Annotated in this window: 16 protein-coding genes; 15 read left to right on the top strand and 1 reads right to left on the bottom strand. The window is 63.6% G+C overall.

Going from position 1 to position 17,336, the window contains the following annotated elements; all coding sequences use genetic code 11:
• The first annotated feature begins 1 nt into the window (after nucleotide 1).
• The 5 genes from cobN to cobJ are packed head-to-tail and all read left to right on the top strand — an operon-like array spanning nucleotide 2 to nucleotide 6,528.
• Nucleotides 2-3,295 (top strand): cobaltochelatase subunit CobN, encoded by a 3,294-nt coding sequence (gene cobN, locus ACR0E6_RS01730; RefSeq protein WP_480580537.1) that lies wholly within the window; start codon nucleotides 2-4, stop codon nucleotides 3,293-3,295.
• Complete coding sequence (gene cobG, locus ACR0E6_RS01725; RefSeq protein WP_480580535.1) at nucleotides 3,292-4,413, top strand: precorrin-3B synthase; 1,122 nt, start codon at nucleotides 3,292-3,294, stop codon at nucleotides 4,411-4,413. The genes cobN and cobG overlap by 4 nt, the downstream gene beginning before the upstream one ends.
• Nucleotides 4,413-5,042, top strand: coding sequence for a precorrin-8X methylmutase (locus tag ACR0E6_RS01720; protein ID WP_480580533.1), 630 nt, complete (start codon nucleotides 4,413-4,415; stop codon nucleotides 5,040-5,042). Before cobG ends, ACR0E6_RS01720 begins: the two co-directional genes overlap by 1 nt.
• Nucleotides 5,039-5,767, top strand: coding sequence for a precorrin-2 C(20)-methyltransferase (locus ACR0E6_RS01715; RefSeq protein WP_170449424.1), 729 nt, complete (start codon nucleotides 5,039-5,041; stop codon nucleotides 5,765-5,767). The genes ACR0E6_RS01720 and ACR0E6_RS01715 overlap by 4 nt, the downstream gene beginning before the upstream one ends.
• Nucleotides 5,764-6,528, top strand: coding sequence for a precorrin-3B C(17)-methyltransferase (cobJ, locus tag ACR0E6_RS01710; RefSeq protein ID WP_480580531.1), 765 nt, complete (start codon nucleotides 5,764-5,766; stop codon nucleotides 6,526-6,528). The genes ACR0E6_RS01715 and cobJ overlap by 4 nt, the downstream gene beginning before the upstream one ends.
• Here the strand turns inward: cobJ and ACR0E6_RS01705 are convergent.
• A complete protein-coding gene (locus ACR0E6_RS01705; RefSeq protein WP_480580529.1) occupies nucleotides 6,519-7,250 on the bottom strand; it encodes a cobalt-precorrin-6A reductase in 732 nt (243 codons plus the stop codon). The two genes, cobJ and ACR0E6_RS01705, sit on opposite strands and share 10 nt — an antisense overlap.
• Here ACR0E6_RS01705 and cbiE point away from each other — a divergent pair.
• From cbiE to ACR0E6_RS01655, 10 genes are all read left to right on the top strand, one after another.
• Nucleotides 7,249-8,448: a precorrin-6y C5,15-methyltransferase (decarboxylating) subunit CbiE gene (cbiE, locus tag ACR0E6_RS01700; protein WP_480580527.1), complete on the top strand. Its 1,200-nt coding sequence runs from the start codon at nucleotides 7,249-7,251 to the stop codon at nucleotides 8,446-8,448. The two genes, ACR0E6_RS01705 and cbiE, sit on opposite strands and share 2 nt — an antisense overlap.
• Nucleotides 8,445-8,813 (top strand): cobalamin biosynthesis protein, encoded by a 369-nt coding sequence (locus tag ACR0E6_RS01695; RefSeq protein WP_480580525.1) that lies wholly within the window; start codon nucleotides 8,445-8,447, stop codon nucleotides 8,811-8,813. The genes cbiE and ACR0E6_RS01695 overlap by 4 nt, the downstream gene beginning before the upstream one ends.
• The gene (gene cobM, locus ACR0E6_RS01690; RefSeq protein WP_480580523.1) at nucleotides 8,810-9,604 is read left to right on the top strand and encodes a precorrin-4 C(11)-methyltransferase; all 795 of its coding nucleotides are present in this window, start codon (nucleotides 8,810-8,812) and stop codon (nucleotides 9,602-9,604) included. Before ACR0E6_RS01695 ends, cobM begins: the two co-directional genes overlap by 4 nt.
• A complete protein-coding gene (locus tag ACR0E6_RS01685; protein ID WP_480580521.1) occupies nucleotides 9,591-10,913 on the top strand; it encodes a cobyrinic acid a,c-diamide synthase CobB in 1,323 nt (440 codons plus the stop codon). Before cobM ends, ACR0E6_RS01685 begins: the two co-directional genes overlap by 14 nt.
• Complete coding sequence (gene cobA, locus ACR0E6_RS01680; RefSeq protein ID WP_480580519.1) at nucleotides 10,910-11,638, top strand: uroporphyrinogen-III C-methyltransferase; 729 nt, start codon at nucleotides 10,910-10,912, stop codon at nucleotides 11,636-11,638. The genes ACR0E6_RS01685 and cobA overlap by 4 nt, the downstream gene beginning before the upstream one ends.
• Nucleotides 11,631-12,374, top strand: a complete 744-nt coding sequence (gene cobF, locus ACR0E6_RS01675; protein WP_480580517.1) for a precorrin-6A synthase (deacetylating) — start codon at nucleotides 11,631-11,633, stop codon at nucleotides 12,372-12,374. The genes cobA and cobF overlap by 8 nt, the downstream gene beginning before the upstream one ends.
• Before the next feature lie 82 nt (nucleotides 12,375-12,456).
• Nucleotides 12,457-12,915: a DUF302 domain-containing protein gene (locus tag ACR0E6_RS01670; RefSeq protein WP_480580515.1), complete on the top strand. Its 459-nt coding sequence runs from the start codon at nucleotides 12,457-12,459 to the stop codon at nucleotides 12,913-12,915.
• A gap of 79 nt (nucleotides 12,916-12,994) precedes the next feature.
• Nucleotides 12,995-14,614, top strand: coding sequence for a thiamine pyrophosphate-binding protein (locus tag ACR0E6_RS01665; protein WP_480580513.1), 1,620 nt, complete (start codon nucleotides 12,995-12,997; stop codon nucleotides 14,612-14,614).
• Nucleotides 14,601-15,785: a CaiB/BaiF CoA transferase family protein gene (locus tag ACR0E6_RS01660; protein WP_480580511.1), complete on the top strand. Its 1,185-nt coding sequence runs from the start codon at nucleotides 14,601-14,603 to the stop codon at nucleotides 15,783-15,785. Before ACR0E6_RS01665 ends, ACR0E6_RS01660 begins: the two co-directional genes overlap by 14 nt.
• 179 nt (nucleotides 15,786-15,964) lie before the next feature.
• Nucleotides 15,965-17,335, top strand: coding sequence for a tetratricopeptide repeat protein (locus ACR0E6_RS01655; RefSeq protein WP_170524795.1), 1,371 nt, complete (start codon nucleotides 15,965-15,967; stop codon nucleotides 17,333-17,335).
• Nucleotide 17,336 lies beyond the last annotated feature (1 nt).

Genomic DNA, 17,336 nt, shown 5'->3' with positions numbered 1-17,336 from the left:
CATGCACGTCGTCTTCCGCGAAAGCCACGGGTTAGAGGAAACCGAGACCCCGACCGATCTGGGCCAGAGCCCGGCGGATTTGGTGGTGCTGTCGTTCTCGGACAGTGACCTTGGCGCTTTTGCGGCGGGCTGGCATCGCGGTGGGGGCGCTCACGGGCGGATGCCGACGATGCGGCTGGCGAACCTGACGGCGCTGAAACACCCTTTGTCGGTCGATACTTATGTCGAACAGACGCTGGAGGGTGCAAAGGGCATCCTGATCCGCCTGATCGGCGGGGTGCCCTACTGGTCCTACGGGTTGCAACAGGTTCTGGCACTGGCGCAGGCCAAGGGCATCGCGCTGGCGGTGCTGCCTGCGGATGGGCGCGAGGATACGCGGCTGGATGACTATTCCACCCTTCCCGTCTCGACCCTGCGGCGGCTGGCGCATCTGTGCGACACCGGTGGAGAGGTCGCGGCACAGGCCGCCTTGGCGCAGATGGCGCTGGCGGCGGGGCTTTATGCCGGACCGGTGATGGGGGCCAAGACTCTGCCTGAATGTGGCGCTTGGTGCCCGGACCGCGGCGTGATCCCGGTGGATACGGCGTTTTCGGGCGATGCGAAACGCATCCTCGTCACCTTCTACCGCGGCTATCTGACCTCAGCCGACACCGCCCCGGTCGCGGTCCTGATCCGCAGCCTGCGCGCTCGGGGTTTTGAGGCGGTGGGCCTGTTCGCTCCGTCGCTGAAAGCCCCTGTAGCGGCGGATTGGCTGCGTGAACAGGTCGTGGCACTGGCCCCGTCGGCCATCATCAACGCCACCTCATTCTCGGGCAAAGGCGCGTCGGGCACCTCGCCTCTGGACGCCGCCAACGTGCCGGTGTTTCAGGTCGCGCTGGCCACCTCGCGCCGCAAGGCATGGGCCGAGGCGGAACGCGGGCTATCCCCCGCCGACCTCGCCATGCATGTGGTACTGCCCGAAGTGGACGGGCGGATTTCAGCGGGCATCGCCTCGTTCAAGGAACCGGGCAAGCGCGACCCGCATCTGGAATATTCCCGTTTCGCCCACCGGGCCGAGCCCGAGCGGATCGAAGCGATCATCGACCGCGTGTCAGGCTGGCTTAACCTGCACGACAAACCCAAAGCCGATCAGACGCCTGCGCTGGTGCTGTCCACCTATCCCGGCAAGGACTGGCAGATGGCCCATGCGGTAGGCCTCGACGCGCTGACCTCGGCCGAGGCGATGCTGTCCGATCTGCAAGGCGCAGGCTATGACACCACCCCTGCCGAGCCGATTGCCGATGCGCTGCCGGATGCCCGGATTTCATGGCCGCTGCAGGACTACCTGACCGCATTGGCCGAATTGCCCGAAACCCTGCGCAGTGATCTGCAATCCGTCTGGGGCAAGCCCGAAGATGACCCGGCCTGCGCCGATGGAGCCTTCCATTTCACCGCCCTGCGACGCGGCAAGGCCCTGATCGCACTGCAACCGGAACGCGGCTCGCCCGAGCTGCGCGATGACGATTACCACGACCTCTCGCGCACTCCGCGCCACGGCTATGTGGCGTTTTACCTGTGGCTGCGCCAAGGGCTGGGTGCGGATGCGCTGATCCATATCGGCGCGCATGGCACGCTGGAATGGCTGCCCGGCAAATCCGTCGCCCTGTCCGCCGATTGCTGGCCCGAGGCGCTGATCCGCGATCTGCCGGTCATCTACCCGTTCATTGTCAACGACCCCGGCGAGGCCGCGCAGGCCAAACGCCGGATCGGGGCCGTCACGCTGGGCCATATCCCGCCCGCGCTCAAGGAAAGCGGTACGCCGGATCGGATGGTGCGGCTGGAATCTCTGCTGGACGAGTTTTCAAACGCCGATGGGCTGGACCCCAAGCGCCGCGACCGCCTGCAAGAGGATATCCGGGATGAGGCGCAGGCCATCGGGCTGGAAAGCGACCTGGACCTCGATCAGGCCACCTGTACCGCCGAGGCGATTACCCGCATCGACCGCTTTGTCTGTGACATCAAGGAAAGCCAGTTCGGCGACGGGCTGCATGTCTTTGGCCGGGTGCCCGACGTGACCGGCAATTTCGACCCCGCGCCCTCGGCCCATGCCGAACGCACCGCTTTGCTGGACGCATTGGCGGGCAAACGGATCGAGGCTGGCCCTTCGGGTTCCCCCTATCGGGGTCGGTCGGATGTGCTGCCCACCGGGCGCAACCTCTACACCACCGATCCACGGTCCGTGCCCACGCGTGCCGCCTATACCCAAGGGGTCAAACTGGCCGAGGAACTGGTGCGGAGGCATTTGCAGGAAGAGGGCGATTATCCCAAGGGGCTGATCGTCGACCTCTGGGGCTCGGCCACCATGCGCACCGCCGGGGAAGAATTCGCCATGGCGCTGCACCTGCTGGGCGTCAAGCCGGTCTGGGACAAGGGGTCCGAGCGCGTCTCAGGCATCGAAGTTCTGCCGATCACCGACCTCAGCCGCCCGCGTCTGGATGTCACCCTGCGCGTCTCGGGACTTTTCCGCGACGTGTTCCCGACGCTCTCTGCGCTTTACGGTCAAGCGGTGCGGGTCTTGTCCGAACGGGATGAGGCACCGGACTGGAACCCCTATGCCGGGCAGGCCCCGGCTGCGCGCGTGTTCGGTCCCGCGCCGGGCAGCTATGGCGTGAACATGACCCTCCTGTCCGAGACCTACACCGACGAGGCCCGCGCGCAAGCGGGTGAGGCATGGTTGCAAGCCAGCTCCTTCGCACTGGAAGGTGAGCATATCGCGCAGGACATCAACGGGATCACGCAGCGCGTCGCCAATGCCGACAGCTTTGTCCACCTGCAGGACCTGACCGAGACCGACCTGTTGCTGGCCAACGATTACGCCACCCATGAGGCCGGGTTTGCAGCGGCCAAAAAGGTGACGGGCGGCGAGGCGCAGCTGTACCATCTGGACAATACCAACCCGGACAATCCCCGCGCGCGAACCCTGCCCGAGGAAATCAGTCGTGTCGTCCATGCCCGCGCCGCCAATCCCAGTTGGATCGCGGGGATGCAGCGGCACGGGTTCCGGGGCGCTGCCGAGATCGCGGCGACATTGGATCACATGGCCTCCTTCGCGCATCTGTCGGGCACGGTCGCGCCGCATCTGTTCGATCTGTATCACGACGCGACGCTGGGCGATCCGCAGGTCGATGCCTTTCTGGCCGAGGCCAACCCGCAGGCGCATCAGGCCATGCAGGACCGGTTCCGCGCCCTTTTGGAGGCCGGGCTATGGAACACCCGCCGAAACTCGATCCGCGCTGATCTGGAGGGGCTGGGATGAGCGCCCCCGTCGTCCAGGGCTGGTGCCCCGGCGCACACCGTCCGATGATGTCGGGCGACGGGCTGGTTGTGCGGGTGCGGCCTCGGCTGGCGCGTCTGACGGTCGATCAGGCGCTGGGTCTGTGCGACCTTGCAGATCGGTTTGGAAATGGCTCGATCGACCTGACCAACCGCGCCAATCTGCAACTGCGGGGGGTCGAGGACTATGACCACCAGCCACTGCTCAAGGAACTGGCGGCACTGGACCTGCTGGATGCGGAACCGGGCATCGAGGTGCGGCGCAACATTCTGGTCACGCCGCTGTATCAGGCGGGCGATCTGACCGCGCGCCTGACTCAGGAACTGATTGACCGGCTGGCGGAACTGCCTGCCCTGCCCGCAAAGTTCGGCTTTGCCATCGACACCGGGCCCGCGCGACTGCTGAGCGCGGATTCGGCGGATATTCGTCTGGAAACCGGCGCTGACGGTCTGATCCTGCGCGCCGACGGCTGCGAGACCGGGCGGCCTGTGGCCGAGGCCAATGCCATTGTCCATGTCATCGCTTTGGCACGGTGGTTTGCAGAAACATATACGCCCGAGACGCGCCGCATGGCACGGGTCATCGACGCGCTGCCGCAGGAATGGCAGGGACACGCGCCCGGCCCGGTCGGCGAAAAACTGCACCCCGGCCTTTATGAACTGGGTGCGCTGTATGGCGCAGCTTTTGGGTCGCTGCCGGCCCGCAAACTTTACGATCTGATTGACGACAGTGGCGCAACAGCCCTGCGTGTCACTCCGTGGCGGCTGATCCTGCTGGAAGGCGGGACGGCGATACCTGCCCCGGACTTTGTCACGGATGGTGCCGACCCGCTGATGACCACCGACGCCTGCCCCGGCGCGCCATTCTGCCCGCAGGCGCATGTGGAAACCCGCGACATCGCCCGCGCTTTGGCCGCGCGCGTTCCCGGCAGCCTGCATGTCTCGGGCTGCGCCAAGGGATGTGCCCGCATGGGCCCCTCCGACGTCACTTTGGTCGGCAACAACGGACGATTTGATCTTGTCAAACGGGGCCGCGCGGGGGATGAGCCCTGTCAGCGCGGGCTCAGCCCCGAAACACTTTTGACCATGGACCTGACCTGATGCCCTATGAATACGAAACCGACGGCGCGGCGATCTACAAGGAGAGCTTTGCCACCATCCGGTCCGAGGCCGATCTGGCCCGTTTTGATACCGACGAGGAGCAGGTCGCCGTCCGCATGATCCACGCCGCAGGTATGGTTGGGCTGGAAGAGTTCGTGCATTTCTCGCCCGGTTTCGTGACCGCCGCCCGCACCGCGCTGGAAAATGGTGCGCCGATCCTGTGCGACGCGCGGATGGTCAGCGAAGGTGTGACCCGCTTCCGCCTGCCCTCCGACAATGAGGTGATCTGCACCCTGCATGACGACCGCGTGCGCCCGCTGGCGGCTGAGATGAGCAACACCCGCTCCGCCGCTGCGCTGGAGCTGTGGCGGCCGCATCTGGAGGGCGCTCTGGTCGCCATCGGCAACGCGCCGACCGCCCTGTTCCACCTGCTGAACATGCTGGAAGACCCCGACTGCCCGCGCCCCGCCGCCATCATCGGCTGCCCGGTGGGTTTTGTCGGCGCAATGGAATCCAAGGACGCGTTGTGGGAGGCACAGCCGGTGCCGTCCTGCATCGTCAAGGGCCGTCTGGGCGGCAGCGCCATCACCGTGGCCGCTATCAACGCCATCGCGAGCCGCGCCGAATGAGCGCGGGTAAAATCTATGGCGTGGGCCTCGGCCCCGGCGACCCGGACCTGATGAGCGTCCGGGCCGACCGGCTGCTGCGCAATGCACGGCACGTGGCGTTTTTCCGCAAGCCGGGCCGCAGCGGTCAGGCGCGCAAGATCGTCAACGGCATGATCCCCGGAGACGCGGTGGAATTCCCGATGGAATACCCTGTTACCACGGAAATTCCCGTGACAGACCCGCGCTACAACGAATTGCTCGCCGCTTTCTATGAAGATTGCGCACGGCATCTGAAAACGCTGGCCGACAAAGGCGAGGACGTTGTTGTTCTGTGTGAGGGTGATCCGTTCTTCTACGGGTCATTCATGCATCTTTACAGCCGCTTACGAGATGAAGCTGATGTAGATGTGGTGCCTGCAATCACTGGCATGTCCGGCGCGTGGACGGCAACGGGCGACCCGATCACCTGGGGCGATGATGTGCTGACCGTGCTGGTCGGAACCCTGCCCGAGGATGATCTGGCGCGACGTATGGCACAAACCGATGCGTTGGTTGTGATGAAGATCGGGCGCAATATCGACAAGGTCAAACGGGCGTTGAAGACAGCGGGTCTTTTTGACCGGGCCTGGATCGTCGAGTTTGCGCAGATGCCCAATCAACGGGTGCGGAAGCTGTCCGAGGACGGGGACGGCATTACCCCTTATTTCTCGATTATCATCGTGCATGGCCAAGGACGGCGACCATGAGCGGATGGGTCAAGATCGCCGGGCTGGGCCCTGGTGATGAACAACTGGTGACGCCCGAAGTATCCACAGCGCTGGCCAAGGCCACTGATGTTGTCGGCTACATTCCCTATGTCGCCCGCGTTGCCGACCGTGAGGGCTTGACCCTGCATGCCAGCGACAACCGTGTCGAAATCGACCGGTCCCAACATGCGTTGCAAATGGCGGCAGAAGGGAAGCGCGTGGTCGTGGTTTCGTCGGGTGATCCGGGCGTGTTTGCCATGGCGGCGGCAGTGTTCGAGGCGATGGAAAACGGGCCGCGTGAATGGCGTGATATTCCGGTAGACGTACTGCCCGGCATCACCGCGATGCTGGCCGCCTCGGCCCGTGCGGGTGCGCCTTTGGGCCATGACTTTTGCGCCATTAACCTGAGCGACAACCTCAAGCCATGGTCCCTGATCGAAAAGCGCCTGCGCCTTGCGGCACAGGGCGATTTCGCCATGGCGTTCTATAATCCGCGCTCAAAGTCCCGCCCGGAAGGTTTTGTAAAAACGCTGGAAATCCTGCGGGAAGAATGTGAGCCAGAACGGTTGATCCTGTTCGCACGGGCCGTGACCCGGGCAGATGAAGCAATCCGAATCTCAACGCTGGCCGAGGCGACACCGGATATGGCCGACATGCAGACGGTTGTGATTGTCGGATCCTCTCTGACGCGCGTGATCGAACGCGACGGCGCGCCGATTGTCTACACGCCAAGGTTCACTCTGGCCGAGGGTCAGGGATGAGCCAGCCAGTCCAGAACTTGCACGACCGAGGACAGTTCCTGCCGGGGCGGCAGGCTGGGCCGGTCGATCATCAGGACTGGCACGCCCAGCGCCCGCGCGGCGTCCAGCTTGGCGCGCGCGCCGGTGCCGCCTGCGTTTTTCGAAATCACCAGTTCGGTGGCGTGGCGTTTCATCAGCGCAAGGTCGCCCTCAACCGTGAACGGCCCGCGCGAGACAACAATATCGGCGTTAGGCAGCGGCACATTGTCAGGTTCGTCAACCAGCCGCAGCAAATAGTCATGGTGGGGTTGGGCAGCGAAATCCTGCAGGTGCATCCGGCCCACAGCCAGAAAGACGCGCCGAGCGGGGCCTTCAAGCGCAGCAACAGCCGCCGGAATGTCCGGAACATGCTGCCAGCGGTCTTCGTGCTGCGGAACCCAGGCCGGTCGGGTCAACGAAACCAGCGGAACACCTGCGGCTTCGCAGGCGGCGATGGCATTCCGGCTCATCTGCGCGGCAAAGGGATGCGTTGCGTCCACGACATGCGTGATCGCGTTGTCGCAGATATAGCTGTGCAGTCCGTCGGCCCCTCCGAACCCGCCGACGCGCACCGGCAAAGGTTGCGGGCGAGGATTGTCCACACGCCCGGCGTAAGAGTAGATTGCGCTCACCCCCCTTTCGGCAAGGCTGCGGGCCAGCGCATTGGCTTCGGTCGTGCCGCCAAGAAGCAGGAGGTTGGGCATGAATAAGGCTCCGTGGCTGACCATTCTGGGGCTGGGCGAAGATGGACTGGATGGCCTGCCGCCCGCAAGTCGTCAAGTGCTGGATCGGGCCGAGGTCGTCATGGGCCCGCCCCGTCATCTGTCGCTGATCCCCGAAACACAGGCTGGACGGATCGAATGGCCCGTGCCGTTTGCCGATGGCATCCCGATACTGACGGGACTGCGCGGGCAGCCAACGGTTGTGCTGGCGTCGGGCGATCCGTTCTGGTTCGGTGCGGGCTCGGTCATTGCCAGAACCTTTGACGCGGGCGAATGGACTGCCCTGCCGGGTCAATCCACCTTTTCGCTGGCCGCCGCCCGGCTGGGCTGGCCGCTGGAAAGCACGCTGACCTTTGGGCTGCACGCCGCGCCGCTGACACGGCTGAGACCGCATCTGGCGGCGGGGTTGCGTGCCATTTTGCTGCTGCGCGATGGCAAGGCGGTGGCTGAATTGGCCACCTATCTGACCGAAACAGGTTTCGCCGACAGCGCGCTGCATGTGATGCAATCCCTGGGCGGGCCACGCGAAAACACGCAAACCGTTACGCTGACCGAAGCCTTGCTGGGCACGTTCGATCACCCGGTCTGTGTCGGGCTTGAGGTCACCGGCCCCGGACTGGCGTTCCCCAAAGCATCCGGCAAGCCGGACGACATCTTTGAAACGGATGGTCAGATCACCAAAAGACCCATCCGCGCGCTGACCCTGTCCGCGATGGCACCGCAACGGGGCGAGCATCTGTGGGACATCGGCGGCGGAACCGGTTCGATCAGCATCGAATGGCTGATGTGCGACCCGACCCTGACCGCAACCTCGATCGAGCCGCTGGCCGAGCGTGCAGACCGCATTAGGCGCAACGCGGACACTTTGGGGCAGGATCGGCTGGAGGTCGTCCATGGCACCGCGCCCGACGCTCTGCCCGGCTTGGCCATGCCTGATGTGGTTTTTATTGGCGGCGGGCTGTCCGAGGCCTTGCTGGTCTGGCTGCGCGACAACCTGAAACCGGGCACGCGGCTGGTCGCCAATGCCGTGACGCTGGAAAGCGAGGCTTTGCTTGCCCAATGGCACGAGGCCCTTGGCGGCGACTTGCTGCGGATTGAATTGGCGCAGGCGGGCGCTCTGGGCCCTCGGCGCGGATGGAAATCCGCCTACCCTGTGGTGCAGTGGAGCGTGACCCTATGATCGTCGCCGGTCTTGGTTTTTCCAGCTCCGCCACGGTGGACAGCCTGAAAGCGGCCTACGATCAGGCGTCCTCGGGCCATGCCGTGGATGCGCTGGCGACGGTTGCGGACAAGGACGGCCACGCCGCGTTGGACGCCTTTGCGGCAATCGTTGACCTGCCCTTGCACCTTGTTGCACCCGCTGACCTGGTCGGACAGCGCACCCTGACATGCTCAGCCCGCAGCCGCGCCAGCTATGGCACCGGCAGCGTGGCCGAAGCATCCGCTTTGGCTGCCGCCGGGTTCGGCGCGCGGCTGCTTACACCCAGACACATCTCAGACGACCGGCTGGCCACCTGCGCCATTGCCATCGGAGGACAGACATGACCGTTCATTTCATTGGTGCCGGACCGGGTGCCGCCGACCTGCTGACCCTGCGCGGGCGCGATATCATCGCCTCTTGCCCGGTGTGCCTTTATGCTGGCTCGCTGGTGCCGGAGGAGATCCTGAGCCATTGCCCCGAAGGCGCGAAGATCGTGAATACCGCGCCGATGGATCTGGACCAGATCATGACCGAGATTGAAGCGGCCCATAAAGCGGGGCAAGACGTGGCCCGACTGCATTCAGGCGATCTGTCGGTCTGGTCCGCGATGGGGGAACAGATCCGTCGGTTGAAAGAGATGGGCATTCCGGTCAGCGTCACGCCCGGCGTGCCGTCTTTTGCCGCGGCGGCGGCGGCTCTGGGCACTGAACTGACCCTGCCCGGCCTCGCGCAATCGGTGATTCTGACCCGGACGCCCGGCCGTGCATCTTCGATGCCCGAAGGTGAGACGTTGGAGAACTTCGCCCGCACAGGGGCCACGCTGGCCGTTCACCTGTCGATTGGCAATCTGGACAAGGTTATCGCTGACCTGACCCCGGCCTACGGCGCGGATTGCCCGGTGGCCGTTGTTTACCGCGCCAGTTGGCCGGATGAGCGGATCATCCGCGCGACCTTGGAAACGTTGAAAGATGCACTGGACGAGGGCATCTCGCGCACTGCACTGATCATGGTCGGACCAGCGCTGGCGGGCGAAGGGTTCGACGAAAGCTGCCTGTATTCCAAGACCTATGACCGCCGGTATCGCCCGCAAGGCGCGGACAGCCCGTGGTCAAGCTGGAGCCATGGTGATGACTAATCCTCCGGGCATTCTGATCTCGGCCCCGTCTTCCGGCACCGGTAAGACCACCGTTATGTTGGGTCTTCTGCGTGCGTTGGCCGAGGACGGCCTGACCGTTCAACCGTTCAAAAGTGGCCCCGACTATATCGACCCGGCCTTTCACCGGGCGGCGGCGGGGCGGGCCTCGTTCAACCTCGACAGTTGGGCGATGGGCGATCCGCTGTTGAACGCGATCTCTGCGCAGGCGGACGGGGCGGATATTGTGGTCGCCGAAGGCTCGATGGGGTTGTTTGATGGCGTCGCGAAGCCCGGAGAGCTGGGGCATGGGTCCAGCGCCGAGACAGCGCAGCGGATGGGCTGGCCGGTGGTGCTGGTGCTGGATGTGGGCGGACAGGCGCAATCGGCGGCGGCGACGGCGCTGGGGTTCAAGATGTACACCCCCGACTTGCCCTTTGCCGGCGTGATCCTGAACCGCTGTGCCAGCCCGCGCCACGAGCGTCTGACCCGCTTGGGCATGGAACGCGCGGGGCTGCCGGTTCTGGGCGTGCTACCAAGACGCGGTGATCTGACCCTGCCCGAACGGCATCTGGGCCTGATCCAGGCCGTCGAACATCCCGATCTGGAAAGCGCCATCGCCGGATATGCGGCCTTCCTGCGTGAGCATGTAGATCTGGAAGCGATCAAGCGGGCGGCCTCCTCAGGCCCAGCTGGGCCATCGTCAGCCGCGCTGCCGCGCCCCCCGGCCCAGCGGATTGCATTGGCGCGGGATGCGGCATTTTCCTTTACCTACCCACATTTGCTGGAAGGCTGGCGGGCGGCTGGGGCCGAAGTGACGCCCTTCTCGCCTTTGGCGGATGAAGCTCCGGCGACGGATGCCGATCTGGTCTGGTTGCCGGGTGGATACCCTGAGTTACATGCGGGCACTCTGGCGGCTGCTGATACCTTCCTGACCGGACTGCGCCGCCACGCCGAAACCAAACCGGTTCACGGCGAATGCGGCGGGTACATGGCGTTGGGCGAAGGGTTGATCGACAAGGACGGCACGCGGCATAAGATGGCCGGGCTGCTTGGGCTGGTCACATCCTACGAAAAGCGCAAATTCAATCTGGGCTATCGCCGGGCTGAACTGCTCGCCCCGATGCCGGGACTTGCGGCGGGCACCGCCCTGCGGGGGCATGAGTTCCACTATTCCTCGATTGTCGAACAGCCCGATGCCCCCTTGGCGCGGGTGTTTGATGCCGAGGGAACCGAAGGCCCCCAAACCGGATCGGTGCGCGGCAACGTCACCGGCACGTTCTTTCACCTGATTGCCGAGGCCTCGGCATGAGCGGTTTTGTCTCTTTCGTAGGCTCAGGCCCCGGCGACCCGGAGCTGTTGACGCTCAAGGCCGTGGACCGGATGCAAAAGGCCGACGCGGTGCTGTTCGATGACCTGAGCAGCGGGCCGATCCTGACGCATGCGCGCGAGGATGCGGATCTGGTCGGCGTCGGCAAACGCGCCGGACGCCCCTCGCCCAAGCAGGATCACGTGAGCCGCCTGCTGGTCGAATATGCGCAGACCGGTCAACGCGTGGTGCGGTTGAAATCCGGCGATGGCGGGCTGTTCGGGCGGCTGGAGGAGGAACTGGTGGCGTTGCGCGAGGCCGGGATCGAGTACGAGGTCATTCCGGGCATCCCCTCGGCTGTCGCAGCAGCCGCCGCTGCTGGTATCCCGCTGACACGTCGCCTGACGGCACGGCGGGTGCAATTTGTCACCGGCCACGACGTCAGCGGGCAGTTACCGGACGATCTGAACCTGCCCGCTTTGGCCGACGGAATGGCCACGACGGTTGTGTTCATGGGCAAGCGCACCTTTCCCCTGCTGGTCGAGGCGCTGCATGCACATGGCCTGCCGTTGGACACGCCGGCGCTGATGGCTGAATCCGTGTCGACCCCCGATCAGACGCTGCATCGATCCACCATCGGCGCGCTTGCAGACACGCTGAAATCCGAAATCGGCACGGCCCCTGCCCTGATCCTTTATGGTCCATTGGCGGAGTTGGATGATGTATGACCTGACCCTGATCGGGATCGGTACCGGCAACCCCGATCATGTGACCCGGCAAGGCGTTCAGGCAATCCGCGAGGCCGATCTGATCCTGATCCCGCGCAAGGGTGAGAACAAGGCCGATCTGGCCGGGCTGCGCGAAGAGATCATTGCCACGGTCACGGACCGCTCGCCGCAGATCGCCTATTTCGACATTCCCAAACGGCGGTCCGAGGACGGTTATCTGCAAGGCGTGGATGAGTGGCACGACGCCATTGCGCTGCGCTGGCAGGAGGCGATCTCGGCCCATCCAACGGCCAGCAAAGTCGCGCTGCTGATCTGGGGCGATCCGTCGCTTTATGACAGTTCCTTGCGCATCGCGACCCGGCTGGATCCGCAGCCGAACAAGCGGGTGATCCCGGGCATCACCGCGTTGCAAGCGCTGACGGCGGCCCATGCCATTCCGATCAACGAGATCGGCGCGCCCTATGTCGTCACAACCGGGCGGCGTTTGCGGGACGAGGGCTGGCCCCCGAGCGCGTCGAATGTGGCCGTCATGCTGGATGGAGAGTGTTCGTTCCAGTCACTGGACATGGCCGAGTATGACATCTGGTGGGGCGCCTATGTCGGAATGAAGGAAGAGATTCTGATCCACGGACCGCTGGCCGACGTGGCCGAAGAAATTCTGGCCAATCGCACCAGACATCGGGCCGCACATGGATGGATCATGGATATCTATCTGTTGAAGCGACGCGCTGACTAACAAGTAACAGCACAAGAATGTGAGTGCGCCGACACGCGAATTCTGGCATCAAGCAGGCAGCCAAGTTGACGGAGGGCCTGCGATGAAACCTGTCGTTGCGTTTGCGTGTTTGCTGGCTCTGCCCGCCCTTGCGGATGAGCCTTTGCCCGGATGGGCCGTGTTTGACAGCAAAAAATCCTATGAGGCGTTGGTCGCTGACACGAAAGCGGCAGTGAAGGCCAATGGGCTAATCGTGGTCACTCAGGCCGGTCCGACCAAGGCCGCCGCGGCGCGTGGGATTACCATCCCCGGCAACCGTGTAATCGGCGTTTTCAACAACGATTTTGCCGTGCGCGTTCTGGAAAGCTCGACCGCCGCGATGATCGAAGCGCCGATCCGATTTTACGTCACCGAAAATGACGATGGCACGGCGACATTGTCCTACAAAACGCCCAGCTTTGTCTTCCAGCCTTACGCTGACGAAGGCGGCGCGGCGCTGTCTGCGATTGCCGAAGAATTGGACGCAAAGTTTCAATCCATCGCGGATTCCGCAGTCAAATAGTCACACTGGCGTGATCCGGCTTGCCTCTGTTAGGGATGTCAGACATTTGCTTCCCATTGGCTAATTCGGAGCATGACTGATGCAGGACCTGTCCCCCCGCGCTGCGGATCTTCTGGCCCAACGGCTATACGAGGCGGGGTGCCGCCACGCATTCGGGATGCCGGGCGGCGAGGTTCTGACGCTGGTTGATGCGCTGGAAAAGGCGGGTATCACCTTCCATCTGACCAAACACGAAAACGCCGCGGGCTTCATGGCCGAGGCCGTGCATCACCGCGACGGCGCGCCCGCCATTCTGGTTGCGACCATCGGGCCAGGTGCGATGAACGGGATCAATGTCGTCGCCAACGCGTTTCAGGACCGGGTGCCGATGATCGTGCTGACCGGCTGTGTGGATGCAGACGAGGCGCTGACCTATACCCATCAGGTTATGGACCATTCACAGGTCTACCGCTCGATCACCAAGGCCACCTATGTGATGACCGCCGAAGGCGCGGATATCATTGCGGATAAGGCAGTCTCTCTGGCCAATCAGCCCCGCCCCGGCCCGGTTCATATCGACGTGCCAATCGCTGTTGCGGATGCGCGTGTGTCTTCGCCCAAACGTCGCCGTCTGGCCAAGGTGGCAGCCGTAGCGCCGGAAGGCGATTGCCTGTCCAAGGCCCGCCGCTGGGTGGCCGAGGCCGAACGTCCCGTCGCGATCATCGGGCTGGATGTGCTGTATGACGACTCACGCAGTGTGGTTCAGGCGTTTCTGGAACATTTCAGCATTCCTTTTGTCACCACCTACAAGGCAAAGGGCGTGATCCCCGAGGATCACCCTTTGTGTCTGGGCGGCGCGGGGCTGTCGCCTCTGGCCGACAAACATCTGGTGCCACTGATCGAACAGTCCGATCTGGTTCTGTGCCTTGGCTATGACCCCATCGAAATGCGCCCCGGCTGGCGCGAGATCTGGGATCCGGACGAAAAGCGCGTCATCGACATCTCTGCCGTGGTGAACGATCACTATATGCATCAGGCCGGGCTGAATCTGGTGGCCGATACCGGCCAGACGCTGGAGGCTATTGCCAAAGGCAACCCGGCGCGCGCCACGTGGCCCGGTGGAGAACCCGCTCGTGTCAGGGCCGCGCTGGCGCACGCTTTCCCGCAGGACGACGATTGGGGCCCTGCGGGTGTGATCGCCGAAACCCGCGCCGTGCTGCCCGGCAACACGCTGGCCTCGGCCGATAGCGGCGCACACCGTATCCTGCTGAGCCAGATGTGGGAGTGCCAAGAGCCGCGCGGGCTGATCCAGTCTTCTGCTTTGTGCACAATGGGTTGCGCCCTTCCGATGGCGATGGGCCTGAGCTTGGCCGAACCTGACCGCCCGGTGATCAGCTTTTCGGGCGATGCCGGATTCCTGATGATCGCCGGAGAGCTTTCGACCGCCGCCGAGATGGGGGGCAACCCGATCTTTCTGGTCTTTGTCGATGCCTCGCTGGCCCTGATCGAGTTGAAACAGCGCCAGCGCCAGATGGGCAACCGGGGCGTTGATTTCGACCGCCACGACTTTGCCGCGATGGGCCGCGCCTTTGGCGGCTATGGACATACCGTGCGCAACCGCGCAGAACTGCGCGCAGCATTGAACGAGGCGATAAAGGCCGACCGCTTTACTGTGATCGCCGCCGAGATTGATCGTGGAGGGTATGATGGCCGCATCTGAAGGACCGCTGAAGGGCGTCAAGGTTCTGGACCTGTCGCGCATTCTGGCCGGACCGACCTGCACGCAATTGCTGGGCGATCTGGGTGCAACCGTCATCAAGATCGAAAACCCCGCAACCGGCGGCGACGATACGCGGCAATGGGGCCCTCCTTACGTTGCGGATGGGGATGGCAACCGCTCGGACTTGAGCGCCTATTTCATGTCCGCCAACCGCAACAAGAAATCCGTTGCCATCGACATCGCAACGCCCGAGGGACAGGCTGAAATCAAACGCCTTGCCTCGCATGCCGATATTCTGATCGAAAATTTCAAGCCCGGCGGGCTGGCGAAATACGGGCTGGATTACAAAAGCTTGTCTCAGGATCTTCCGGGACTCGTCTATTGCTCGATCTCCGGATACGGGCAGACGGGCCCCAATTCCAGCAAGCCCGGTTATGACCTGATGGCGCAAGGCTATGGTGGGATCATGTCGCTGACCGGCGATACCGACGGCGCGCCGATGAAAGTGGGTGTTGGCATCGCCGATGTCATGTGCGGCATGTATGCGACTGTCGGCATTCTGGCAGCGCTGCGTCACCGCGACCTGACCGGCGAAGGCCAGCAGATCGATCTGGCGCTGGTGGATTCGCAGGTGGCCTGGTTGATCAATGAAGGCGTGAACTATCTGACCTCGGGCGATGTGCCCCAGCGGCGCGGTAACGGGCATCCCAATATCGTGCCCTACGAGGTTTATGAAACCTCCGATGGCCACGTGATTCTGGCAGTTGGCAATGACAGCCAGTTCCGCCGCTTCTGCGATTTCATCGGGCATCCCGAACTGGCCGACGATCCGCGTTTTGCAACCAACCCCGCGCGGCTTGAACATCGCGATGCCCTGAACGCGGTGCTGCGTCCGGCAATGAAATCCCAGGCAACGGCCACGGTGATTTCCGAGCTTGAAACCCGCAAAGTGCCGGTTGGCCCGGTGCGGACGTTGGATCAGGTTTTTGCCTCGGATCAGGTGGCGGCCCGTGGCATGCAGATCGCCATGCAGGCCGATCCTGCCGAGGTGAAACTGATCGGGAATCCTCTGAACCTGTCACGCACGCCTGTAACATATCGGCATGCCCCGCCGGCGTTCGGTGCGGATACTGATGCAGTTTTAGGCGCTGAAAACCCCTTCGAAGACTGAAACACTTGCCCATTTCGGCGGCAAGTTGCTGAAACATGCCCTTGAATCGGCGGTTTTTTTCAATTTTTGCGCACACGGCTTTTCACCAATTCGAGAGCAGGGTCGATACTGTTACGACGCGCCCGCACACTCTGATAAATCGAACAGTGTCAAATATCGCAATCAGATTGGACCCAAGTATGAAACAAGACGTTTTTGGACAAATGAACACCCTCAGCCACCCGGCAGCCGTCGAAGCGTGGGATGGTGTTCTGCTTGGGTTCATGGCGCACGCGGCAATCACCCCTCAGCATCTGGGCAAAGTGCTCGAGCTTGAGCCGGATTTCGCATTGGGTCATGCGATCAAGGGTCTGTTCATGGTTCTGCTGGGTCGGCGCGAGATGTTGCCCGTCGCGACCGAGGCTTTGGCCGCAGCCAACACGGCAATGACACGCCAGACCGTGTCGGCGCGTGAGAAGCTGTATGTCGACGCTTTGTCGCTCTATCTGGCCGACCTGCCCTCGCAAGCTGTGCAGAAATTCGAAGAGGTTCTGTGCGCCCATCCTACCGACACGCTGGCGATGAAACTCAGCCATGCAACGCGGTTTGTATTGGGCGACTCGGCGGGAATGCGCCGGTCGATTGAACGGGTTCTGCCCGCTTATGAGCCGGATCATGCCGGACGCGGCTATTTGCTGGGCTGCCATTCCTTCGCGCTGGAAGAAACTGGCGCCTATGAAAAGGCCGAGATTGCCGGTCGTCAGGCACTGTGGATGGTGTCAGACGATGCCTGGGGTCTGCATGCTGTCGCTCACGTCCACGAGATGACGGGCAACGCGCAACTGGGTCTGGATTGGCTTGCCGGGCGCGAGGACGCCTGGGCGCATTGCAACAACTTCCGCTATCACGTCTGGTGGCACAAGGCGTTGATGCATCTGGATCTGGGTCAGGTCGATCAGGTGATGGCGCTGTATGATCAGCATATCCGCAAGGACAAGACGGACGATTACCGCGATATCTCGAACGCAACCTCGCTGCTGTCCCGGTTGGAGCTTGAGGGCATCGATGTCGGCAACCGCTGGGAAGAACTCGCCGACCTCAGCGCCGCGCGGACCGAGGATGGCTGCCTGATCTTTGCCGACTTGCATTACCTGCTGGCGTTGACCGGTGACAACCGCGCGGACGCGACGGGCAAAATGTTGCAGCGCATTCAGAAGGATGCGCAACGCAATCAGGGGGACACCCCGATCCGTATGTCCGATCCGGGCATTGCTGCGGCCAAGGGCCTGGAGGCCTTCGGCGACGGGCTTTATGGCGCGGCCTTCGATTTCCTGTCGACCGCGCGCGCTGGCATGCAAATGGCAGGTGGCAGCCACGCACAACGTGATGTATTCGAGCGCATCACAATCGATTCCGGCCTGCGCGCCGGGCGTCTGGACGCGGTGGAGCGCATCCTGGACGACCGGCGCGCCAAACGTGCCGGGGGCGAGGACAATTACGCACTTGCGCGCCGCGCCCTGATCGACGCGGCCCGCGACAGCGGAGACGCTCAAAGCGTCCCGGCCGAATAAC

It is taken from the genome of Ruegeria sp. AP12, assembly GCF_056540025.1.
Note: the sequence above shows the minus strand (reverse complement) of the source record. Positions and strands in the feature narration are given on the sequence as shown.